Source organism: Limnohabitans sp. MMS-10A-192 (genome assembly GCF_003063335.1).
Taxonomy (GTDB): Bacteria; Pseudomonadota; Gammaproteobacteria; order Burkholderiales; family Burkholderiaceae_C; genus Limnohabitans_A.
In genome coordinates, this window is the sequence record NZ_NERX01000003.1 from 1 (window position 1) to 17,359 (window position 17,359).

The 17,359-nt window shown below is 56.4% G+C and carries 15 protein-coding genes and 1 tRNA gene; 8 read left to right on the top strand and 8 right to left on the bottom strand.

Annotation, left to right across the window (positions count from 1 at the left end; genetic code table 11):
• The 3 genes from B9Z43_RS07180 to B9Z43_RS07190 form a co-directional block, all read left to right on the top strand.
• A partial coding sequence (locus B9Z43_RS07180; RefSeq protein WP_108324170.1) for a biopolymer transporter ExbD occupies positions 1-316 on the top strand: 316 nt, incomplete at its 5' end.
• Between the two features lie 29 nt (positions 317-345).
• Complete coding sequence (locus tag B9Z43_RS07185) at positions 346-1,215, top strand: alpha/beta hydrolase (protein WP_108324171.1); 870 nt, start codon at positions 346-348, stop codon at positions 1,213-1,215.
• A complete protein-coding gene (locus B9Z43_RS07190; protein ID WP_108324172.1) occupies positions 1,193-2,035 on the top strand; it encodes an alpha/beta fold hydrolase in 843 nt (280 codons plus the stop codon). The genes B9Z43_RS07185 and B9Z43_RS07190 overlap by 23 nt, the downstream gene beginning before the upstream one ends.
• 111 nt (positions 2,036-2,146) lie before the next feature.
• Here the strand turns inward: B9Z43_RS07190 and B9Z43_RS07195 are convergent, their stop codons facing one another.
• From B9Z43_RS07195 to B9Z43_RS07205, 3 genes are all read right to left on the bottom strand, one after another.
• Positions 2,147-3,412, bottom strand: a complete 1,266-nt coding sequence (locus B9Z43_RS07195) for an MFS transporter (RefSeq protein ID WP_108324173.1) — start codon at positions 3,410-3,412, stop codon at positions 2,147-2,149.
• An 11-nt stretch (positions 3,413-3,423) separates the two neighbouring features.
• Positions 3,424-5,109, bottom strand: coding sequence for a glycoside hydrolase family 3 protein (locus B9Z43_RS07200; RefSeq protein ID WP_158270082.1), 1,686 nt, complete (start codon positions 5,107-5,109; stop codon positions 3,424-3,426).
• Between the two features lie 62 nt (positions 5,110-5,171).
• Positions 5,172-7,358 (bottom strand): TonB-dependent receptor, encoded by a 2,187-nt coding sequence (locus B9Z43_RS07205; RefSeq protein WP_158270083.1) that lies wholly within the window; start codon positions 7,356-7,358, stop codon positions 5,172-5,174.
• 321 nt (positions 7,359-7,679) lie between these two features.
• On the opposite strand from B9Z43_RS07205, the gene B9Z43_RS07210 reads away from it, so the two are divergent.
• Positions 7,680-8,729 carry a LacI family DNA-binding transcriptional regulator gene (locus B9Z43_RS07210; RefSeq protein ID WP_108324176.1) on the top strand — a complete coding sequence of 350 codons (1,050 nt, stop codon included), beginning with the start codon at positions 7,680-7,682 and terminating at the stop codon, positions 8,727-8,729.
• Between the two features lie 179 nt (positions 8,730-8,908).
• On the opposite strand, the gene B9Z43_RS17495 is transcribed toward B9Z43_RS07210, so the two are convergent.
• The 3 genes from B9Z43_RS17495 to hrcA form a co-directional block, all read right to left on the bottom strand.
• Positions 8,909-9,301, bottom strand: a complete 393-nt coding sequence (locus B9Z43_RS17495; protein ID WP_108324177.1) for an IS3 family transposase — start codon at positions 9,299-9,301, stop codon at positions 8,909-8,911.
• Positions 9,288-9,364, bottom strand: a tRNA-Ile gene (locus B9Z43_RS07220). The genes B9Z43_RS17495 and B9Z43_RS07220 overlap by 14 nt, the downstream gene beginning before the upstream one ends.
• A gap of 34 nt (positions 9,365-9,398) precedes the next feature.
• Positions 9,399-10,403 carry a heat-inducible transcriptional repressor HrcA gene (hrcA, locus tag B9Z43_RS07225; RefSeq protein WP_108324178.1) on the bottom strand — a complete coding sequence of 335 codons (1,005 nt, stop codon included), beginning with the start codon at positions 10,401-10,403 and terminating at the stop codon, positions 9,399-9,401.
• 28 nt (positions 10,404-10,431) lie between these two features.
• Here hrcA and B9Z43_RS07230 point away from each other — a divergent pair, with 28 nt between their 5' ends.
• Genes B9Z43_RS07230 through B9Z43_RS07245 form a run of 4 tightly spaced genes read left to right on the top strand, consistent with a single transcriptional unit; the run spans position 10,432 to position 14,893 of the window.
• On the top strand, positions 10,432-11,325 hold the full coding sequence (locus B9Z43_RS07230; RefSeq protein WP_108324179.1) for an NAD kinase: 894 nt from the start codon (positions 10,432-10,434) through the stop codon (positions 11,323-11,325).
• A 6-nt stretch (positions 11,326-11,331) separates the two neighbouring features.
• On the top strand, positions 11,332-12,987 hold the full coding sequence (gene recN / locus B9Z43_RS07235) for a DNA repair protein RecN (protein WP_108324180.1): 1,656 nt from the start codon (positions 11,332-11,334) through the stop codon (positions 12,985-12,987).
• A complete protein-coding gene (gene rapZ / locus B9Z43_RS07240; RefSeq protein ID WP_199222284.1) occupies positions 12,984-13,847 on the top strand; it encodes an RNase adapter RapZ in 864 nt (287 codons plus the stop codon). Before recN ends, rapZ begins: the two co-directional genes overlap by 4 nt.
• Before the next feature lie 44 nt (positions 13,848-13,891).
• A complete protein-coding gene (locus B9Z43_RS07245) occupies positions 13,892-14,893 on the top strand; it encodes an adenosine kinase (RefSeq protein ID WP_108324182.1) in 1,002 nt (333 codons plus the stop codon).
• 539 nt (positions 14,894-15,432) lie between these two features.
• Here B9Z43_RS07245 and B9Z43_RS07250 read toward each other — a convergent pair.
• Together B9Z43_RS07250 and B9Z43_RS07255 are read right to left on the bottom strand one after the other, a co-directional pair.
• Entirely contained in the window at positions 15,433-16,125 is a 693-nt protein-coding gene (locus B9Z43_RS07250; protein ID WP_108324183.1) for an ABC transporter ATP-binding protein, read from the bottom strand.
• Positions 16,118-17,350, bottom strand: coding sequence for an FtsX-like permease family protein (locus tag B9Z43_RS07255; protein WP_108324184.1), 1,233 nt, complete (start codon positions 17,348-17,350; stop codon positions 16,118-16,120). Before B9Z43_RS07255 ends, B9Z43_RS07250 begins: the two co-directional genes overlap by 8 nt.
• Positions 17,351-17,359: the final 9 nt, after the last annotated feature.

A 17,359-nucleotide genomic window follows, 5' to 3' on the forward strand; every position in this document is an offset into this window, starting at 1 on the left:
GATCCCGGCGCAGCTGCACTCGGTGAACTTGGACATGCCGCTGCCCACCAACGCGCCCAAGAAGGCCGATCCGGTGGTGGTGAAGATCGATGTGGATGCCAACAGTGTGATCAACTGGAACGGCAAGCCGGTGGCCAGCCGTGCAGAGCTGGAAGCCAAGTTGAAGGAGGCATCTGCCCAGCAGCCGCAGCCTGAGCTGCACATCCGCTCGCACGCCAAGGCGAAATACGAAGCGGCTGCGGCCGTGATGGCCAGTGCCCAGCGCATTGGCCTGACCAAACTGGGGATCGTGGGCTCAGAGCAATTTGTGAACTGACAGACATCAATCACGTCAATTGCAAGCCCATGAATTTTGATGCAGTAGAAATCAATCGTCCCAGAGGAATGCCCCAAGGCATGCCTCTGGGCAACGCATCCAATGAGCTACCCGAACAATGGCTCCATCTGAATTCAGATCTTGTTGTTCGAAATGTCAGAGTGGCAAAGCTCATGTCATTTCCAGCTGCTGCTGGATCTGAAGTGAAAAACGAATCCATCATCATTGCCCCGGGTGGAGGAATGATGGTGATGGCCATAGCGCATGAAGGTGTGAGCTTGGCAGAAAAATTTTCTGCTTTGGGTTATGACGCTTATGTTCTGCAATACAGATTGAATTTCACACCACATGACAATGATGAATTCAAAAAACATTGCTCAAACTTCTATTCAAAATTACTGAAAGACGATTTTGGCAATGCAAATGCTGATCTCGATGTGCAAGATGCTGTCGAAGATCTTAAAGAAGCGGTCTCTACGATCAAAAGTCACATTTCAAAGGCGCACGCTTCGATTCACTTTTTGGGCTTTTCTGCAGGTGCGCTAATCGGACGCCAATACATTTCCGAGAACCCCATTGATCACGACCTGTGCTCGCTTGGATTGATTTATGGTGATCTCACCACCATGAACATTCACTCCCCCAGGCTTCCGCATTTGTTTGGTGTCATGGCCAGTGATGATCCGCTTTTTTCAAGAAAAGGCGTGGGCATCATCCAAACATGGCATGAACATCAACTGGATCCAGAATTGCATTTTTTCCGCAATGGTGGGCACGGGTTTGGTGATCGCACCAATGGAAATACTTCTGACGCCTGGTTGAATCTTTACACCGAATGGCTGAAGAACGTTACGACAGTTACCAGCAAAGAGTCTCATGCAATTAAAACGACAAGCTGATCAATGGGCTGAGGTCGATGGCCATCGCATTCGCTACTGGAAAAAAGGTAATTCATCATCGACCATTTTATTGATACATGGCATGGGCTGTTCATGCCTTGAGTGGTCGGAAAACATCGACTCATTAGCGGATCACTCAACGGTTATCGCTGTTGACATGGTGGGGTTTGGAAAAAGCGATAAGCCTGATGGATATGACTACAGTCCAGTGAATCAAGCGCGAACCTTAATCAAAATTCTTGGACATCTGCATGTAGAAGAAGTGCATCTGGTCGGCAACTCACTGGGTGGACGCGTCGCCATAGAAATGGCCAGCATGTTAGGAAATAGGGCAATAAGTCTGACTTTGGCCGCATCTGCCGGTGGAGCGGCTGATGCCCCTCATGCTATGCGTTTACAAACGCTGCCCATCATCGGCAAGTTGCTGACAAAACCCGACCGTATCAAACATCAAGTTGGCTGGTCATCTGTATTTGTTGACCAGAGCCGACTTTCGCAGGAAAGGATCGATGAAAAGTTTCAAGATTCGCTGCGGCCAGGTGCACAAGCCAGCGCACTGGCCACCGTCCGTTCCATGATCGATCTTCGAGGTTTCAAACGCCGAGACATCGAACAGTTACACCAGAAGATTAAAGCGCTTGACACGCGCGTCTTGATCATCTGGGGTGATTCAGACCCGCTGCTGCCTGTTCACCATGCAGCCACATTCCAGGGTCTCTTGAAGAACTCAGAGGTTCATATTTTTGACCAGTGTGGACATGCCCCTCAAATTGAACAAGCAGACAAGTTCAACCAACTGTTGACGCAATTCATCAGTTGACGTGCAGTCTAAAAATCTTCACTCCAAAACAGCGACTGGTCATGGCTGCGCCACGTTGCTACTTCTGCACCCCTTGCAAAAAGGGGGCAATTCCATATCAGATGTACTCGATCAACGCACGCCTTTGATCGGGAAGATGGCCCATGCGCCCAGAACGGCATACACTGCAGCCGCAAGAAACAAGGCATTGTAATTAGGGCTATCCGCATTACCCATGAACAAAAAGATCGGCGCTATTGCAGGTGCCAGAGTTTGTGGCATCGTGCCTGCAATATTGAAGATCCCCAAATCTTTGGCTGCATTGTTCTCAGGATCGGGCAGCACCTCAGTCACCAACGCCATATCCACTGCCAAATACACACCAAAAGAGCAGCTCATCACGCTCGCACCCAACAAGAATGAGTTGTAGTCGTTGGAGTAAGCAACCAAAACCAAGCCAATTCCGTACATTGCAGCCGATGTCCAAATGAAGAACTTGCGGTTTTTCATACGGTCCGACAGCCAGCCGCTCAAGAAACTGCTACCGATTTGAATGGCTGAGGTCACCAAATTCAGCTTCAACATCACCTCAGGTATCGCACTGACTTCGTAGCCCAAACGATCCATCAAGAAGTAAACCTGGTACCCAAAAAAGGTGGCCATGGCCATGAAAAACATGAAGCGGCTGATAAAGGCCCAAGTGAAATCCAATTGGGCCATTGGATTGAAGTAAAAATCTTTGCCCAAACGACGCAACGAAAATGGCACACTGTTATCGGCTGTGCATGGCGCATCACGGTATGAAGCACAAAGAACCATCACGGCAAGCAACAAGATTGCAGGCTCGATCAAAAACATGGCGTAAACATTTCCGTCTGTGAAGTTGGTCAACGCAATGCCTGCCAAAATGCCAGCTGGAATCGTCATTCCTAACGCTCCGCTGACCATGCCGCGTGTGCGCTGCGGAATTTTGTCAGGCAGCAGTGCCATTAAGGCCGCAGCCACAGCATTCAGGCCTAACTGCGTGAGGCACCAGCCTACCACCATCACCGCCACACCACCCCAGGCAATGAGGCCCAAGCCAAATGTACCCACCAAGGTCCCCATGACCATCCAAATTTTTCGCTTGCCCCATGACGACTTCGTCCGATCGCTGAAATAACCTGCCAATGGATTGGCCAAGATAGCCACAACAGAACCAATTCCCAACAGCAAACCCAGCACTTGCTCTTTGTTTTCAGGCGCAATTTGTGCCACCCGCATGGCGATGGTCATCATGGGCGGTGTCAGCAATGCCATAGACAAGGCAAAGTACACCGCGATGAGGTTAAAAACAAACCAGTGCGAGGGATCGGGAATGTTGGGGCTGTGCCCCGGGATAGTGACATCATCGCTCATGGTGTTATCTTTCAATAAATGGCATCGGGCAGTCCGCAATATGCATCCACTGGGCTCTTCCCAGTGAAGGTGCTGCGTCCCATCAATTTTTCGATCAATGCGCTTTGTACCTGCGGCGTAGCGGTGTAGGCATTAATGACGCAGGGCATGCGCGGTGCGTCATACAAGTAATAGGGATGGCCAAATGAGATGAGCATGGTGGGCTTATCCCACCACATCCGGCGCATGCCAGCCATGGCCCCCCCGTGCAGCTTTGCCCAGTCCAAAAATAGACGTGACTTGGTCAACAGCGACTCCTGAGCAATGGCATAGATGATCAAGTCCGCATTTGCGCAGTCATCCAACTTATGGAGCGCCGGATCAAACACATGGACCTCAAAGCCCTCCGCCTGCAATGCCTCGTCTATGCCAATCCTGAAATCAGCATCGGCACCCAAAGGATGAACGTTCTCTTCTTTGAACATCCATACATGACGATAGCGCTGTGGGTTCAATGGCAAGATAGCTTGCGTATCCTTCACGCACGTGATCGATAAGTCAGACAAGCGCGACATGATCGCTTGGTGCTGCAGGAGATCGATGCTCGGTTCATCGACCGCATCGGTGGCAGATTGACGATGCACACCCAGTTTGGCTTTGAGTCCGAGCACACGAATAACAGCCTCATCTAAACGCTTGCCACTGAGCTGACCTGTTGCCAGGGCTTGTTGTAGGGTGTGAATATCTTCGGTGAGCGACTCTGAAAACAACACCATGTCACAGCCGTTTTCAATCACCTCGGGCAGCCACTGGTGGCGAGGCCCCCAGCTTTCGAGCCCCCCCATCAACGTGGCATCCGAGACAATGAGGCCGTTGAATCCGAGGTCCCCGCGTAGCAATCCAAGATTCAAATGCTTGCTGATGGATGCGGGTCGATACAACTCCACCCCCTCTTCACCCTGTCTTTGCGCATAGGCAGGCAAAGCAATGTGGGCAGACATGATGGACAAAACTCCCGAATCAATGGCTCGTTTGTAAAGACGTCCAAAAACATCATGCCACTCGGACATGGCTAACGGATTGATCGTGGTGACTAAATGCTGATCTCGATCGTCGTAGCCCTCGCCTGGCCAATGTTTAGCTGTGGTGGCGATGCCATTACGCTGGAACACGTCAATATGCAGTTGCGCCATGTCAGAAATCAAAGCAGGTTCACTGCCGTATGAGCGCGTTCCGACGATTGCACTTTGAAACGAATGATTGACATCCAGTACTGGAGAAAATGTCCAGTGAATGCCCAATGCTTTCAGTTCACTCGACAAAGCGTCCAAAGCATGGCCATACGTGGACAGACAATTTGCAGCCGCACAGCCCAGTTGATTGGGGAAAATGCTGGTCAGGCGGCCACTGGTCACACCCCCTTCCAAATCGGCGCTGACCAGTGGCGGAATGCGACTAACGCTCCTGACACGTGCAATAGCGGCTTGACACGCAACGGGGTCAGAAAAATGAATCATGGATACGGCACCCAAAGGGTGCCGCTCAAAAGCCTGAAGTGCCGCTTCGTCTCCAGGCATGATTTGCAAATTGATCAATTGGCATATTTTTTCTTGCGGGCTGAGCTCGCAAAAAATTTGCCGCACCCAGTCGATCTCTGCAGCGGCAAGCGCAAACGGCGCCTTGCACAAGATGGAGGCAATAGGGTCTTTGTCGGTCATAGTTGTTCGAACATGCAAAAAAAAGGGCCTGCACATGCTGTGCAGGCCCTCTTCGTGCCGATTTAAAAACGGAAGTTGCTGCGAATACCCACTGTGCGTGGTTCGCTCATGTAGCCGTAGTTGCCACCAAAGAAAGCAACAGAGCCCAACAGTTGAGATTTGTTTTCGATGTTTTTCACATACACCTGAACATCCATGGTGTCTTCTGCGTTGGCATATGTGAGCGACAAATTGGACTTCGTGAAAGCTTTTTGCTTGAACTGAATTGGTGCTGCCGTTGCAGTGCCAGTGTCAGTTGTCACATAAGAGGCTGAATACTTTGTACCCGCGTAAGCCGTCAAGCGTGCACCTGAAGCCAAATTCCAGTTGTGAGCGTAACCAAGGTTCAAAGTCACAGAAGGAGTTTTGTCCAGTGCTTTGCCCGAAAAATCAGTGCCATTTGGTGTTGTGTAGGTTTTGTATTTGGCTTTCAACAAACCCAAACTAGCGTCCAAACGGCCGGCTTTGCTCACGCGGTAGCGCGCTGAAACCTCAGCACCATCAACAGTGGCTGAACCGGTATTCACAGTCAACATGCTGCTGTTAACAACCCCCGACTTTTGCATGTCGGTGTAGTCGTAGTGGAAGATGGACGATGTCAACTGCAATGCATTGTCGAGGTATTTGCCGTTCAAACCCGCCTCGTAAGATGTGATTTTCTCAGGGCGGAAAATCAATTCAGGGTTTTTGCTGGTGTCGCCGTCATTGAAGCCACCGGATTTAAAGCCTGTAGAAACTGTGGCGTAGGCCATTTCCGAAGCAGACAAGTCTTTCTCATAGCCCAATTTGTAAGTTGAGCTCCTCCATGTGGCTTGTCCAAACAATGGTGTCACAGCATTACCACTTGCAGAGTAGTCAGTGCCATTGAGCGCAAATACCTGTGTGCCGTCGCGTGATTTTTTGTCCTGAGTTGTACGAGCACCTACGATCACACGATCCGATGGGGCGATGCTGTAGCTGACTTGGCCGAAAAATGCATCTGAAGCATTGGTAACCAAGCGGTCCTGATACTGCAAGCCTGGGTAGCAAGCCGCAAAACCACCACACTGGCTGGGTCCAAAGGGGGCTGGTCCTGGCGCAGTCGGGCCAAACAGATAAAACGGTGCATTACCGTCGAGCAGACCGTTAGTGCCTGTTTCTTTAAAGTTGAAATACCCACCCACCCACTGCAGCGGTGCCTTGACGTCTTTAGAGGAGAAACGCAACTCATGCGAAGCTTGCTCAACTTTAAATTGAGTCAATAAAAGCAATGGGCCTGTGCTGTAGTCTTCTTTGGTTTTTGTGCTGCGATTGCCGTAGATGTAGTTCAGGTTTGCAAACCCAACATCTGTGCTCAGCTCGGCTTTAAAGCCGGTCATTTTGTTGTCAAAACGCCCTTGGATCATGGGGCTGCTGTCGACCAGCTTCGTGGGAATTCCGTTTTTCAAATCGTAATAATTCGGACCGGTGGTCTTATTGGTGCTCTCGTCATACGACACATTGAGGCGCGTACTTGGAGAAAACTTGAGCAGCGCTTGCAAGCGTACCGAGTCCGTGTGGATGCTGTCTTGATTTTGTGTAAAGCCGTTGGTGGCTGTTTTAGTTTCTGAGAAACCGTCGCGACGGTTGCTCGAAAACGCAGCTCGCAACGCCAAAGCGTCATTAACGGGCAGGTTGAACATGCCATCAACGCGTTTTTGTCCTAAATTGCCGAGTTCGACACCGACAGATCCTTCAAGCTTATTGCTGGGACCTTTAGTGATGACGTTGACAACACCAGCATTGGCGTTTCGGCCGTACAGTGTTCCTTGTGGGCCGCGAAGCACCTCTACGCGCTCGATGTCATAAAAGGCTGCGCCAGCCCCTGACATACGTCCCAAATACACGCCATCGATGTGAAATGCCGCCGCGGGATCACCCAATGTCGTGGTGTTTGTGTTTTCAATGCCACGGATGTTCACCACAACCGAGCTGTTACCTGCTTGACTGATCTGCGTGTTTGGCATCAAGTCAGTCAACGATTTGGCATCTGTAACGCCTTTGTCGCGGATGTCATCTGCACTGATGGCTGACAGCGATGCGCCAACTTTAAGCGCCGACTGAGACACCTTGTTGGCCGTGACCACAATTTGATCTGCATCCGCTGTTTGCGCATGTGCAGCCACCTGGGCATACGTCGCCAACACGCCCAGCAATGCGATGGCCACCGGCCTTTTCTTGAAATTACCCATGTCAATCTCCTGTTGAGTTTTGTCTTGTTTGTCCTGTATGCCAACGTATGTTAACGTTAACATGTTTGACTTTACTCAAAGTCACTGTCGTTTCACATTCGTAATTACCCTAAGCAAGACCCAGCCCACCGTCACAACTCACAAGCTGAAAAAATTGAGCCGGTCCAGACTCGAACATTGACCAAGCATTGCCATGCCGAGCACCTCTCGGCTCAAAGTGGCGTGATGTCGTCAGTTAACATGCTAGTTTTGGCCAATTTAGCTTGGCGATCACCCCACAGTTGAATATGACGACTGTCATCAGCGGTTTAGATCTTCAGAATGCAGCAATCACCCAAAATCACTATCAAGGAAGTTGCAGAAAAGTCTGGCGTGTCAGCCATGACAGTTTCCCGAGTCATCCGAAATCAAGGGCACATCGCCGAAGAGACAAAGAAGAGAATCCTTCAAGTCATCGAAGAGTTGGGATACATCCCACTTCAATCCGCCAGAAATTTGTCGGGGTCGTTCCCACGAGTGATCGGCATTGTCATTCCCTCTTACGAAGAGCTTCGAAAACTACGACAAGGTTACGAATACGAGTACGCGTTGCTGATGGGTGCCTTAAATATCTGCAACCAGTTCGGATATGCCGTGACCATCCTGGAAATCCGCAACGCCAATGATGTCAAGACCTTGATCAAGCGCATTGGCTCTCGTCAGATTGGCGCATACATCGTGGCTGCACCAGCAACGGAATATCCGGGCCTCTCCAAAACTCTGAAAGACAACGCCATCATCTTTTCCACCATCAGCGCAAACGACCCAGCCAGCTCAGATTTGAAGGTCATTGCTGATGAGAGAACCGCCACCTACAAGATGGCCCGCTCAATGATTGAGTTGGGTCACCAGCGTTTTGCATTCGTTGGAGGCAGCAATAAACAACGTGCCACCAAAGAACGACAAAAAGGCTTCACTGATGCCATTCAAGAATGCAAATCTCAAAAGATCCAGTATGAGATTTACCAATGCGGCGTGTTCTTCGAAGACGGGTACAGGCAAGGTCTACACGTATTGCGCCAAAAAAACCGCCCTACCGCCATCCAGTGTTTGACCGATGACATTGCCGCAGGCGTTATCGCTGCAGCTCAGGAATTAGGAATTGATCTACCCAACGAACTGTCCATCTGTGGCTTTGACAACTTTGGATTGGCTCGCAAAATTTCACCCTCATTGACTACGGCCCATCTGCCAGCAGAAGAAATGGCAGAAATGGCAGCAAGACAAGTGATCAGAGCACTCGAGCGTAAAGAGCAAGATGAAGAGCTTGTCTTGGCGTGCGACGTGATCTTAAGGAGTTCGGTGGCCCAAGCAATTCGCAAATTGAATTGAGCTGTCTGCAAATGCAAAATTTATCTGGCTCAAACGGGACTTTCTAGATTCAATGATTTGCCATCACCCAACAATTGGCTGATAAAACTTCGCCGCTACTGGTGCCACGAAACGCGGTGCAGACGGCAGTGCCAACATAGATTGATGACCTGCCTCCATTCAGCAATGCACCGTCTGGCTTACGGCAAGCTCAAGAACAACTGCTCGTTCAAGCTCCACACATCGTTGACCTTTTCCGCCAACTGCAAGGGCACACGCTCGCATGGTGGGCGCTTGGCATTCTTGCGCCTGCGCACGGCCAAATTGGCATCTCTGTAAAAGCGATAGACCCGCTTGTGTTTAACGCCCGGAAACTCCGAGCGCAGCAAGTCGAGGCTGCGCCGGTAGCCAAATCTGCGGCGTACATGAGAAATGTCCAAGATCCGTTCGCCCAGCGCCTGCGTCAGCGCAGCGCATCGCGCTGGAGCGGGTGGCAAAAGCTGTCTCGGCTTCCGTATGAGCAATTGAGCATTCAATGAAAAAAAGCCACTGACCGAAATCAGTGGCTTTTCCAATTGCTGGTAGGGCGTCACGGACTTGAACCGTGGACCAAAGGATTATGAGTCCTCTGCTCTAACCAACTGAGCTAACGCCCCAACCGAAGCCGTGATTGTAGTGGGCCGAAGGGGCTTATTTCGACTGACTCAGCGCATTGCTGACCAGTCGTGAGGTGATGTTGACGATCTGGATCATGCGGTCATAGGGCATGCGGGTCGGGCCGATCACACCCAAGGTGCCCACGATCAGTCCATCGACCTCGTAGGGCGCGCTGACCACAGACAACTCCTGCATGGGCACGATCTGGCTTTCGCCGCCAATGTAGATGCGCACGCCTTCGGCTTGGCTGGACACGTCGAGCAAGCGCATGAGCTGCGTCTTTTGCTCAAACAGATCAAAAGCCCGACGCAGATGCCCCATGTCGCCTGAGAAATCGCTCACCGACAACAAGTTGCGTTCACCCGAAATGACCACCTCGTTGTGGTCATCGGCCATGGCCTCGGTACTGACCTGAACCGCCGCCTGCATCAAGGTAGCGATCTCCCCTTGCAGACTGACCAGCTCCTGCTGCACGCGGCTGCGCACCTGCTCGATCGCCATGCCCGCGTAATGTGTGTTCAGGTAGTTGGAGGTCTCGATCAACTGGCTTTGCGAGTAATCGGTCTCGGTGAACAGGATGCGGTTTTGCACGTCACCCTCGGGCGAGACGATGATCACCAGCAACCGCCGCTCGGACAGGCGCAAAAATTCGATGTGCCTGAACACCGAGGCCCGCTTGGGCGCCATGACCACGCCCACAAACTGCGACAGGCTCGACAGCAAATTGGCCGCGCTGGCAATCACCTTTTGGGGTTGATCGGGCGTGAGCGCCGGGGCCTGCAAGCCGGTGCGGTCCACCGTCAGCATGGTGTCCACAAACAGGCGGTAGCCCCGCGTGGTCGGAATGCGCCCGGCCGAGGTGTGCGGGCTGGCGATCAGGCCCAGCTCTTCCAGATCGGCCATCACGTTGCGGATGGTCGCAGGCGACAGGTCCAGCCCCGAGGCTTTCGAGAGCGTGCGTGAGCCCACCGGTTGGCCGTCCGCAATGTAGCGTTCCACCAGGGCTTTGAGCAATAACTTGGCACGGTCGTCGAGCATGCGGCCATTTTAATGATGTAATTTGCGCATGAGATCCCAATTCCGTCACGTTGCGCTGTTTGGCAAGTACCACACGACCACCCAAGGCGGTGCGCTGGAGAGTTCACGCCGGGCTTTGGACGACGTCGCCCAGTTCCTGACCAGGCAAGGCTGCGACGTGGTGCTGGACAAAGAAACCGCCCTGCACACCGGTCTGAACCAATACCCCATGCTGGAGATGACCGACATTGGCACCCAATGCGATCTGGGCTTGGTGATTGGCGGCGACGGCACCATGCTGGGCATTGGCCGGCAAATGGCCCGTTTCAACTTGCCGCTGATGGGCATCAACCAAGGGCGGCTGGGCTTCATCACCGACATTCCCCTGCAAAGCTACCAGGATGTGTTGCGCCCCATGCTGCAGGGCCACTACCAGACCGAAGACCGCAGCTTGCTGCAAGCCCACGTCATGCGCGACCAGCGCTCGGTCTTCAGCGCTTTGGCCATGAACGACGTGGTCGTCAACCGTGGCGGCACCTCGGGCATGGTCGAGTTGCGCGTCGAAGTCGATGGCCGCTTTGTCTCCAACCAGCGCGCCGACGGCCTGATCATTGCAACACCCACGGGCTCCACCGCTTACTCGCTGTCGGTGGGCGGGCCGCTGATGCACCCGGCCATTGGTGGCTGGGTCATGGCCCCGATTGCGCCGCACACCTTGTCCAACCGGCCCATCGTTTTGCCCGAATCGTCCGAGATCAGCATCGAGATCGTGGCCGGCCGCTATGTGAGCGCCAATTTCGACATGCAATCGCTGGCCGACCTGATCCTGGGTGACCGCATCATGGTCAAACGCTCCGAGCACACGGTGCGCTTTTTGCACCCCGAGGGCTGGAACTACTTTGACACGCTGCGCAAAAAAATGCACTGGAACGAAGGAGCCTGACCTGCCGTGGCACTGACGCACATCACCCTGCGCGATTTCGTGATCGTGCGCGAACTGGAACTGGACCTGAACACCGGTTTTGGCGTCCTCACGGGCGAGACCGGTGCCGGCAAGTCCATCCTGATTGACGCTTTACAACTGGCCCTGGGCGCCCGGGCAGAGACCAGCGTGGTGCGCGAAGGCGCCAGCCGCTGCGAAGTCTGCGCCGAATTCGAGCCCACACCCGCTGTGGCGGCCTGGCTTAACGAAGCGGGTTTTGTGAACGAAGCCAGCCTGCTGCTGCGCCGCACGGTAGACACCACCGGCAAAAGCCGCGCCTGGATCAACGGCAGCCCCGCCACCGCCACACAGCTGCGCGAGCTGGGCGAACATCTGCTCGACATCCACGGCCAGCACGCTTGGCAAAGCCTGACCCGCCCTGACGCGGTGCGGGGCCTGCTCGACGCTTATGCCAGCATCGACACCCGCCCGCTCAAAGCCGCTTGGCACGCCTGGCGCCTGGCCCAGCAAACCCTGGCCGACGCCCAGCAAGCGCAAAGCACCCTGGCCAACGAGCGCGAACGCCTGGCCTGGCAAATTGGCGAGCTCGACAAACTCAAGCCCGCCGCTGGCGAATGGGAAGACATCAGCACCCAACACAGCCGTTTGGCCAATGCCCAAGCCCTGATCGACGCGGCCAACGAAACGACACTGCTGCTGGAGGGCGACGACGAAGGCGGCGCCCTGCGCCAGCTGTCCCGCGCCATCCAGAGCCTGCAAGCGCTGGGCCATGTGGAGCCCGAATTCAACGCCCTGGCCGAGGTGCTGCTGTCGGCCCAGGCCCAAGCCGAAGACGTGGCCCACAGCCTGCACAGCTACCTGCGCAAAACCGACCTCGACCCGCAAACGCTGGCCGAACTCGACGAGCGCATGGGCCTGTGGCTGTCACTGGCCCGCCGCTACAAAAAGCCCCCCGAAGAGCTGCCCCAAGTGCTTGCCCAATGGCGCGACGACCTGGCCCGGCTGGACGCCGCCGCCGATCTGGACGTGCTGCAAAAAGCCGAACAAGCCGCACACCTTGCCTGCCTGCAAGCGGCCAAGCAGGTCTCGGCGCAGCGCCAAAAAGCCGCCAAGCCGCTGGCCAAAGCCGTCACGGCGGCCATGCAGCAACTGGGCATGCAAGGCGGGCGCTTTGAAGTCAGCCTGCAAACGCTGGACGCCCCCGCGCAGCATGGCCTGGAAGAAGTCAGCTTCTTGGTGGCCGGTCACGAAGGCAGCACGCCACGCCCCGTGGGCAAAGTGGCCTCGGGCGGCGAGCTCTCGCGCATCGCGCTGGCCATTGCGGTCACCACCAGCGAGTTGGGCGAAGCGGGCACCTTGATTTTTGACGAGGTCGACTCGGGTGTGGGCGGCGCCGTGGCCGAAACCGTGGGCCGCCTGATGAAACAACTGGGCCAACACCGCCAGGTGCTGGCCGTGACCCACCTGCCCCAGGTGGCCGCGTGTGCCGACCACCACCTGCTGGTCAGCAAAGCCGCAGCCCAAGGCCAGGTCAGCAGCCAAGTGCGCGCCGTCAGTGGCGAAGAACGCGTCAGCGAAATCGCCCGCATGCTCGGCGGCGAAAAACTCTCGGCCACCACCTTGGCCCACGCCCGCGAAATGCTGGGCACCCCACAAGGCTGAACATGGACATCATCCTGATCACCGGCATGTCCGGCTCCGGCAAATCGGTGGCGCTGCACGCCCTGGAGGACGCCGGCTACTACTGCGTGGACAACCTGCCGCCCGAACTGCTGATCCCCTTTGTCAAACTCGAAGAACAACAACAAGAGCCGCGCCTGGCCATCGCCATCGATGTGCGCAGCGCCAACTCGCTGCACCTGATGCCCGAGCAAATGGCCATCTTGCGCGACATGGGCATGACGGTGAAGTCCCTGTTTCTGGACTCGTCTTCTGACACGCTGATGCGCCGCTACTCCGAGACGCGCCGCAAGCACCCCCTGTCGGGCGGCAACAAACCGCAAAACGACAAAGACCTGGCCGAGACCATCGCGTTTGAACGCGAGCTGCTGTCCGACCTGCGCGAACGCGCCCACGTCATCGACACCAGCTTGCTGCGCTCTGCCCAGCTGCAAACCTATGTCAAAACCATGGTCAGCGCCCCGTTTGCGCAGCTGACGCTGGTGTTCGAATCCTTTGCCTTCAAACGCGGCATCCCCACCGATGCGGACTATGTCTTTGACGTGCGCATGCTGCCCAACCCGCACTACGAAACCGCGTTGCGCCCCCTGACCGGCATGGATGCCCCTGTGCAGGACTACCTGCGCCAGTCCGAAGAGTTTGTGCAAATGCAGTTGCAGATCGAAGGCTTTCTGGCGCAATGGATCCCCGCCATCGAGCGCGACCACCGCAGCTACCTCACGGTGGCCATCGGCTGCACCGGCGGGCAGCACCGCTCGGTCTTCATGGTGGAGCAATTGGCCCAAAGCTTCGGCAAACGCTGGCTCACCCTCAAACGGCACCGCGAACAAGACGGCAAATGAACGCAGGGCAGTAAACTCACTGCTTTTGCATTCACTGACCGGTCATGTCCCACTACCACCTCTACGCCATCGGCAACGCCCTGGTTGATACCGAATACGAAGTCTCTGACGCCTTGCTGCAGACCATGGGCGTGAGCAAGCGCCACATGACCTTGATCGACACCGCACAACGCGCCGAACTGCTCGACCATGTGCACGGCCTGCACGCCCGCCGCACTGGGGGTGGCTCGGCAGGCAACACGGTGGTGGCGCTGGCCCAGCTGGGTGGCCAAGCGTTTTACTCATGCCGTGTGGCCGACGACGAACTGGGCGCCTTTTACAGCCAGGACCTGCAAGCCAACGGCGTGGCCACCAACCTGAGCCACACCGCCGCGCAAGAAGGCCAAACCGGCAGCTGCATGGTGCTGGTCACGCCAGACGCTGAGCGCAGCATGTGTACCTTCCTCGGTGCGACATCGCAACTGGACGCCAGCGCCTTGCACCCGCACGACATCGCCAAGTCCAAAATTTATTACATGGAAGGCTACCTGGCCGCCTCACCCACGGGCCTGGAAGCCGCTGTCAAAGGCCGCCAGATCGCCACGGAGCACAAGGTGCAAACCGCGTTGACCCTGAGCGATGTGAGCATGATCAACTTCTGCCGCGCTGGCTTGGAAGCCATGATCGGCAACGGTCTGGACTACCTGTTCGCCAACGAAGAAGAAGCGCAAACGTGGTGCGGCACCACCGACCTGGACGCCATCATCGGCCAGCTGTCACGGCTGGCCACCACGCTGTGCCTGACGCGTGGCCCCAAAGGCTGCATCGTCGTGCAAGGTGGCAACCGCATCGAAGTGCCCGCCGTGCCCACCAAGGCGGTGGACACCAACGGCGCAGGCGACATGTTTGCGGGCGCCTTCCTGTACGGCATCACCCACGGCCAAAGCCCCGCGCAAGCCGCCGCACTGGCCAACCGCGCCGCCGCTGCCGTGGTCAGCCAACACGGCAACCGCCTGACGGCCGCACAACTGCAAGGCATTGCCGCCCAAGCTGCAACGGCCTGCTGAGCTGGCCCGGGGCTGTAGAGCTGGCCTGAGGCTGTAGAGCTGGCCCCCTGTCGCCCCAGACGAAGAGGTAGCCCCCTGTCACCCCGGGCGCAGACCCGCCCCCCCTGTCACCCCGGGCGAAGACCTGCCCCCTTGTCACCCCGGGCGGAGACCCGGGGTCCATCTCCCTTGCATGCAGTGGATCCCGGATCAAGTCCGGGATGACTGAAAAAAAGAAATCCGGGATGACTGAAAAAGAGTCCAGGATGACAGGCGCAGCAAGTTGCCCTGACTTGTCACCCCGGGCGAAGACGCGCCCCCTTGTCACCCCGGGCGAAAACACGCCCCACTGTCACCCCGGGCGAAGACCCGGGGTCCATCTCCCTTGCATGCAATGGATCCCGGATCAAGTCCGGGATGACTGAAAAAAAGAAGTCCAGGATGACTGAAAAAAAGAAGTCCGGGATGACTGAAAAAAGTCCGGGATGACAAGTAAGGCAAGTCTGGGCTGACAGAAGCTACAGATCCACCTGAGCGGATTCAAACTTCACTGCCACCCATCAACCACTTTGGATCAGGCCATCCACCACCTGGATGGTCTTGTCGCAGCGCTTGCCCAGCTCCGGGTTGTGCGTGACCAGCAGCACCGTGGTGCCTTGCTCCTGGTTGATGCGCCGCAGCAGCGCAAACACCGCGTCGGCGCTCTTGGTGTCCAGGTTGCCGGTGGGCTCGTCGGCCAGCAACAGGGCCGGGTTCATGGCCAGGGCCCGCGCCAAAGACACGCGCTGCTGCTGGCCGCCGCTCATGTTGTTGGCCATGTTGTTTTTCCAGGGCGTCAGGTCCACGCTCTCCAGCAGGGCTTCGGCGCGCTCGCGCATGGCTTGATTCGGAAAACCCGCCGCGCCCAACATGGGCATCATCACATTCTCGAGTGCCGTAAAGGCCGAGATCAGGTGGTGGTACTGGAACACAAAGCCAATGTGGTGGCCGCGCAAGCGCGTCAAGGCTTGGTCGGCCAGCAGCGTGGTTTCTTCGCCCGCCATTTGCAACAAGCCCGAGGTGGGCCGATCCAGCAAGCCGATGATGTTGAGCAAGGTGCTCTTGCCCGAGCCCGAAGGCCCCATCACCGCGCAAAAGTCGCCCCGGTGCAGCGTCAGGTCAATGCCATGCAGGACCTCGGTCTCGATGCCGGTGCCCACATTGAAGGCCTTGCGCACGCCCTGCAAACACACCACCACATCTGACTTATCCATGAATCGCCTCCACCGGGTCCAAACGTGCCGCCCGCAAAGCTGGCGCATAGGCTGCGGCCAGCCCTGTCACCGTAGCCAGGCCCAAGGCCACAGCAAACAGCACCGGGTCCAGCACCAGCGGGAACAGCGGCGTGCCATCGGCATTCAAAGCCAGGTGCTGCCACATCACCAGCCCCAAAGCGCCCACCACGCAGCCCAGCACCGCGCCACCCCAACCCAGCAAGCCGCCTTGCAATAAAAACACGCGCAGCACCTGCCCGCGTGAAATGCCCATCGCCCGCATGATCCCGATCTCGCGCGACTTCTGCACCACCGACACCACCAGCACACTGGCAATGCCAAACGCCACCGACAGCCCCACAAAAAACCGGATCGCCGTGTTGGCGGTGCTCTGCGCACTCACCGCCGCAAAAAACTGCGCGCCGGTCTTGATCCAGCTGTCGGCCTGCACGCCGGTGGCGGCCTGAATGCGCTGGGCCAGGATCTCGGCCGCGTACACATCACGCACCGTCACCTCGATACTGGTCACACCACCCAACAGGCCCAGCAGGCTTTGTGCCGTGCGCAAGGTCACAAAGGTGCTGCGCTGGTTGGCGCCTTTGTTGCCCAGGTCAAACACACCGCTGATGGTCAAAGTGGTGGCCACACCCGCCGCATTGGCCACGCGCAATTTGTCGCCCACATCCACACCCAAGTCGCTGGCCAGATCGGTGCCAATCAAAATGTCTTGCCCCGTCAAGCGCGGCACACCGCGCACCACTTTCTCGGGCAGCTTGACGATCTGAAAATAATCCTCGGCCTCCACGCCCGTCACGCTGATGGCCCGGCTCGCGCTGCCGCGCACCGCCAAGGCAGAACCACTGACCACCGGCGAGACCACCGTCACATCGGGCATGTCGCGCACCGTGGTGAGCAAAGATTGCCACTGGTCAATCGACTTGAGCCTTTGCAAAGGCGGCTGCACGATGGCCGCATTGACCTCGCTGGGCGTGACCGCCTGCAAAGTGCGCGTGACCTCTTTGGGCGGCAAAAGCTGGATGTGCGCCTGCGCCGACAACACCCGCGCAATGAAGTTGCCCTGCAAGCCCGCCAGCAACGCCGACATGAACACGATCACGCCCACCCCGATGGCCACACCCACCAAAATGAACACCGTCTGCATGCGGCCTTCGCGCAAAAAGCGGATCGCCACAATCCATTCAAACGGCACCCAAGGCTTGAACATGCTGAGGCC

Coding starts and splice junctions, on each gene's coding strand:
- B9Z43_RS07185 (WP_108324171.1), top strand. CDS start 346: ATGAATTTTGATGCAGTAGAAATCAATCGTCCCAGAGGAATGCCCCAA.
- B9Z43_RS07190 (WP_108324172.1), top strand. CDS start 1,193: ATGCAATTAAAACGACAAGCTGATCAATGGGCTGAGGTCGATGGCCAT.
- B9Z43_RS07195 (WP_108324173.1), bottom strand. CDS start 3,412: ATGAGCGATGATGTCACTATCCCGGGGCACAGCCCCAACATTCCCGAT.
- B9Z43_RS07200 (WP_158270082.1), bottom strand. CDS start 5,109: ATGACCGACAAAGACCCTATTGCCTCCATCTTGTGCAAGGCGCCGTTT.
- B9Z43_RS07205 (WP_158270083.1), bottom strand. CDS start 7,358: ATGGGTAATTTCAAGAAAAGGCCGGTGGCCATCGCATTGCTGGGCGTG.
- B9Z43_RS07210 (WP_108324176.1), top strand. CDS start 7,680: ATGCAGCAATCACCCAAAATCACTATCAAGGAAGTTGCAGAAAAGTCT.
- hrcA (WP_108324178.1), bottom strand. CDS start 10,403: ATGCTCGACGACCGTGCCAAGTTATTGCTCAAAGCCCTGGTGGAACGC.
- B9Z43_RS07230 (WP_108324179.1), top strand. CDS start 10,432: ATGAGATCCCAATTCCGTCACGTTGCGCTGTTTGGCAAGTACCACACG.
- B9Z43_RS07245 (WP_108324182.1), top strand. CDS start 13,892: ATGTCCCACTACCACCTCTACGCCATCGGCAACGCCCTGGTTGATACC.
- B9Z43_RS07250 (WP_108324183.1), bottom strand. CDS start 16,125: ATGGATAAGTCAGATGTGGTGGTGTGTTTGCAGGGCGTGCGCAAGGCC.
- B9Z43_RS07255 (WP_108324184.1), bottom strand. CDS start 17,350: ATGTTCAAGCCTTGGGTGCCGTTTGAATGGATTGTGGCGATCCGCTTT.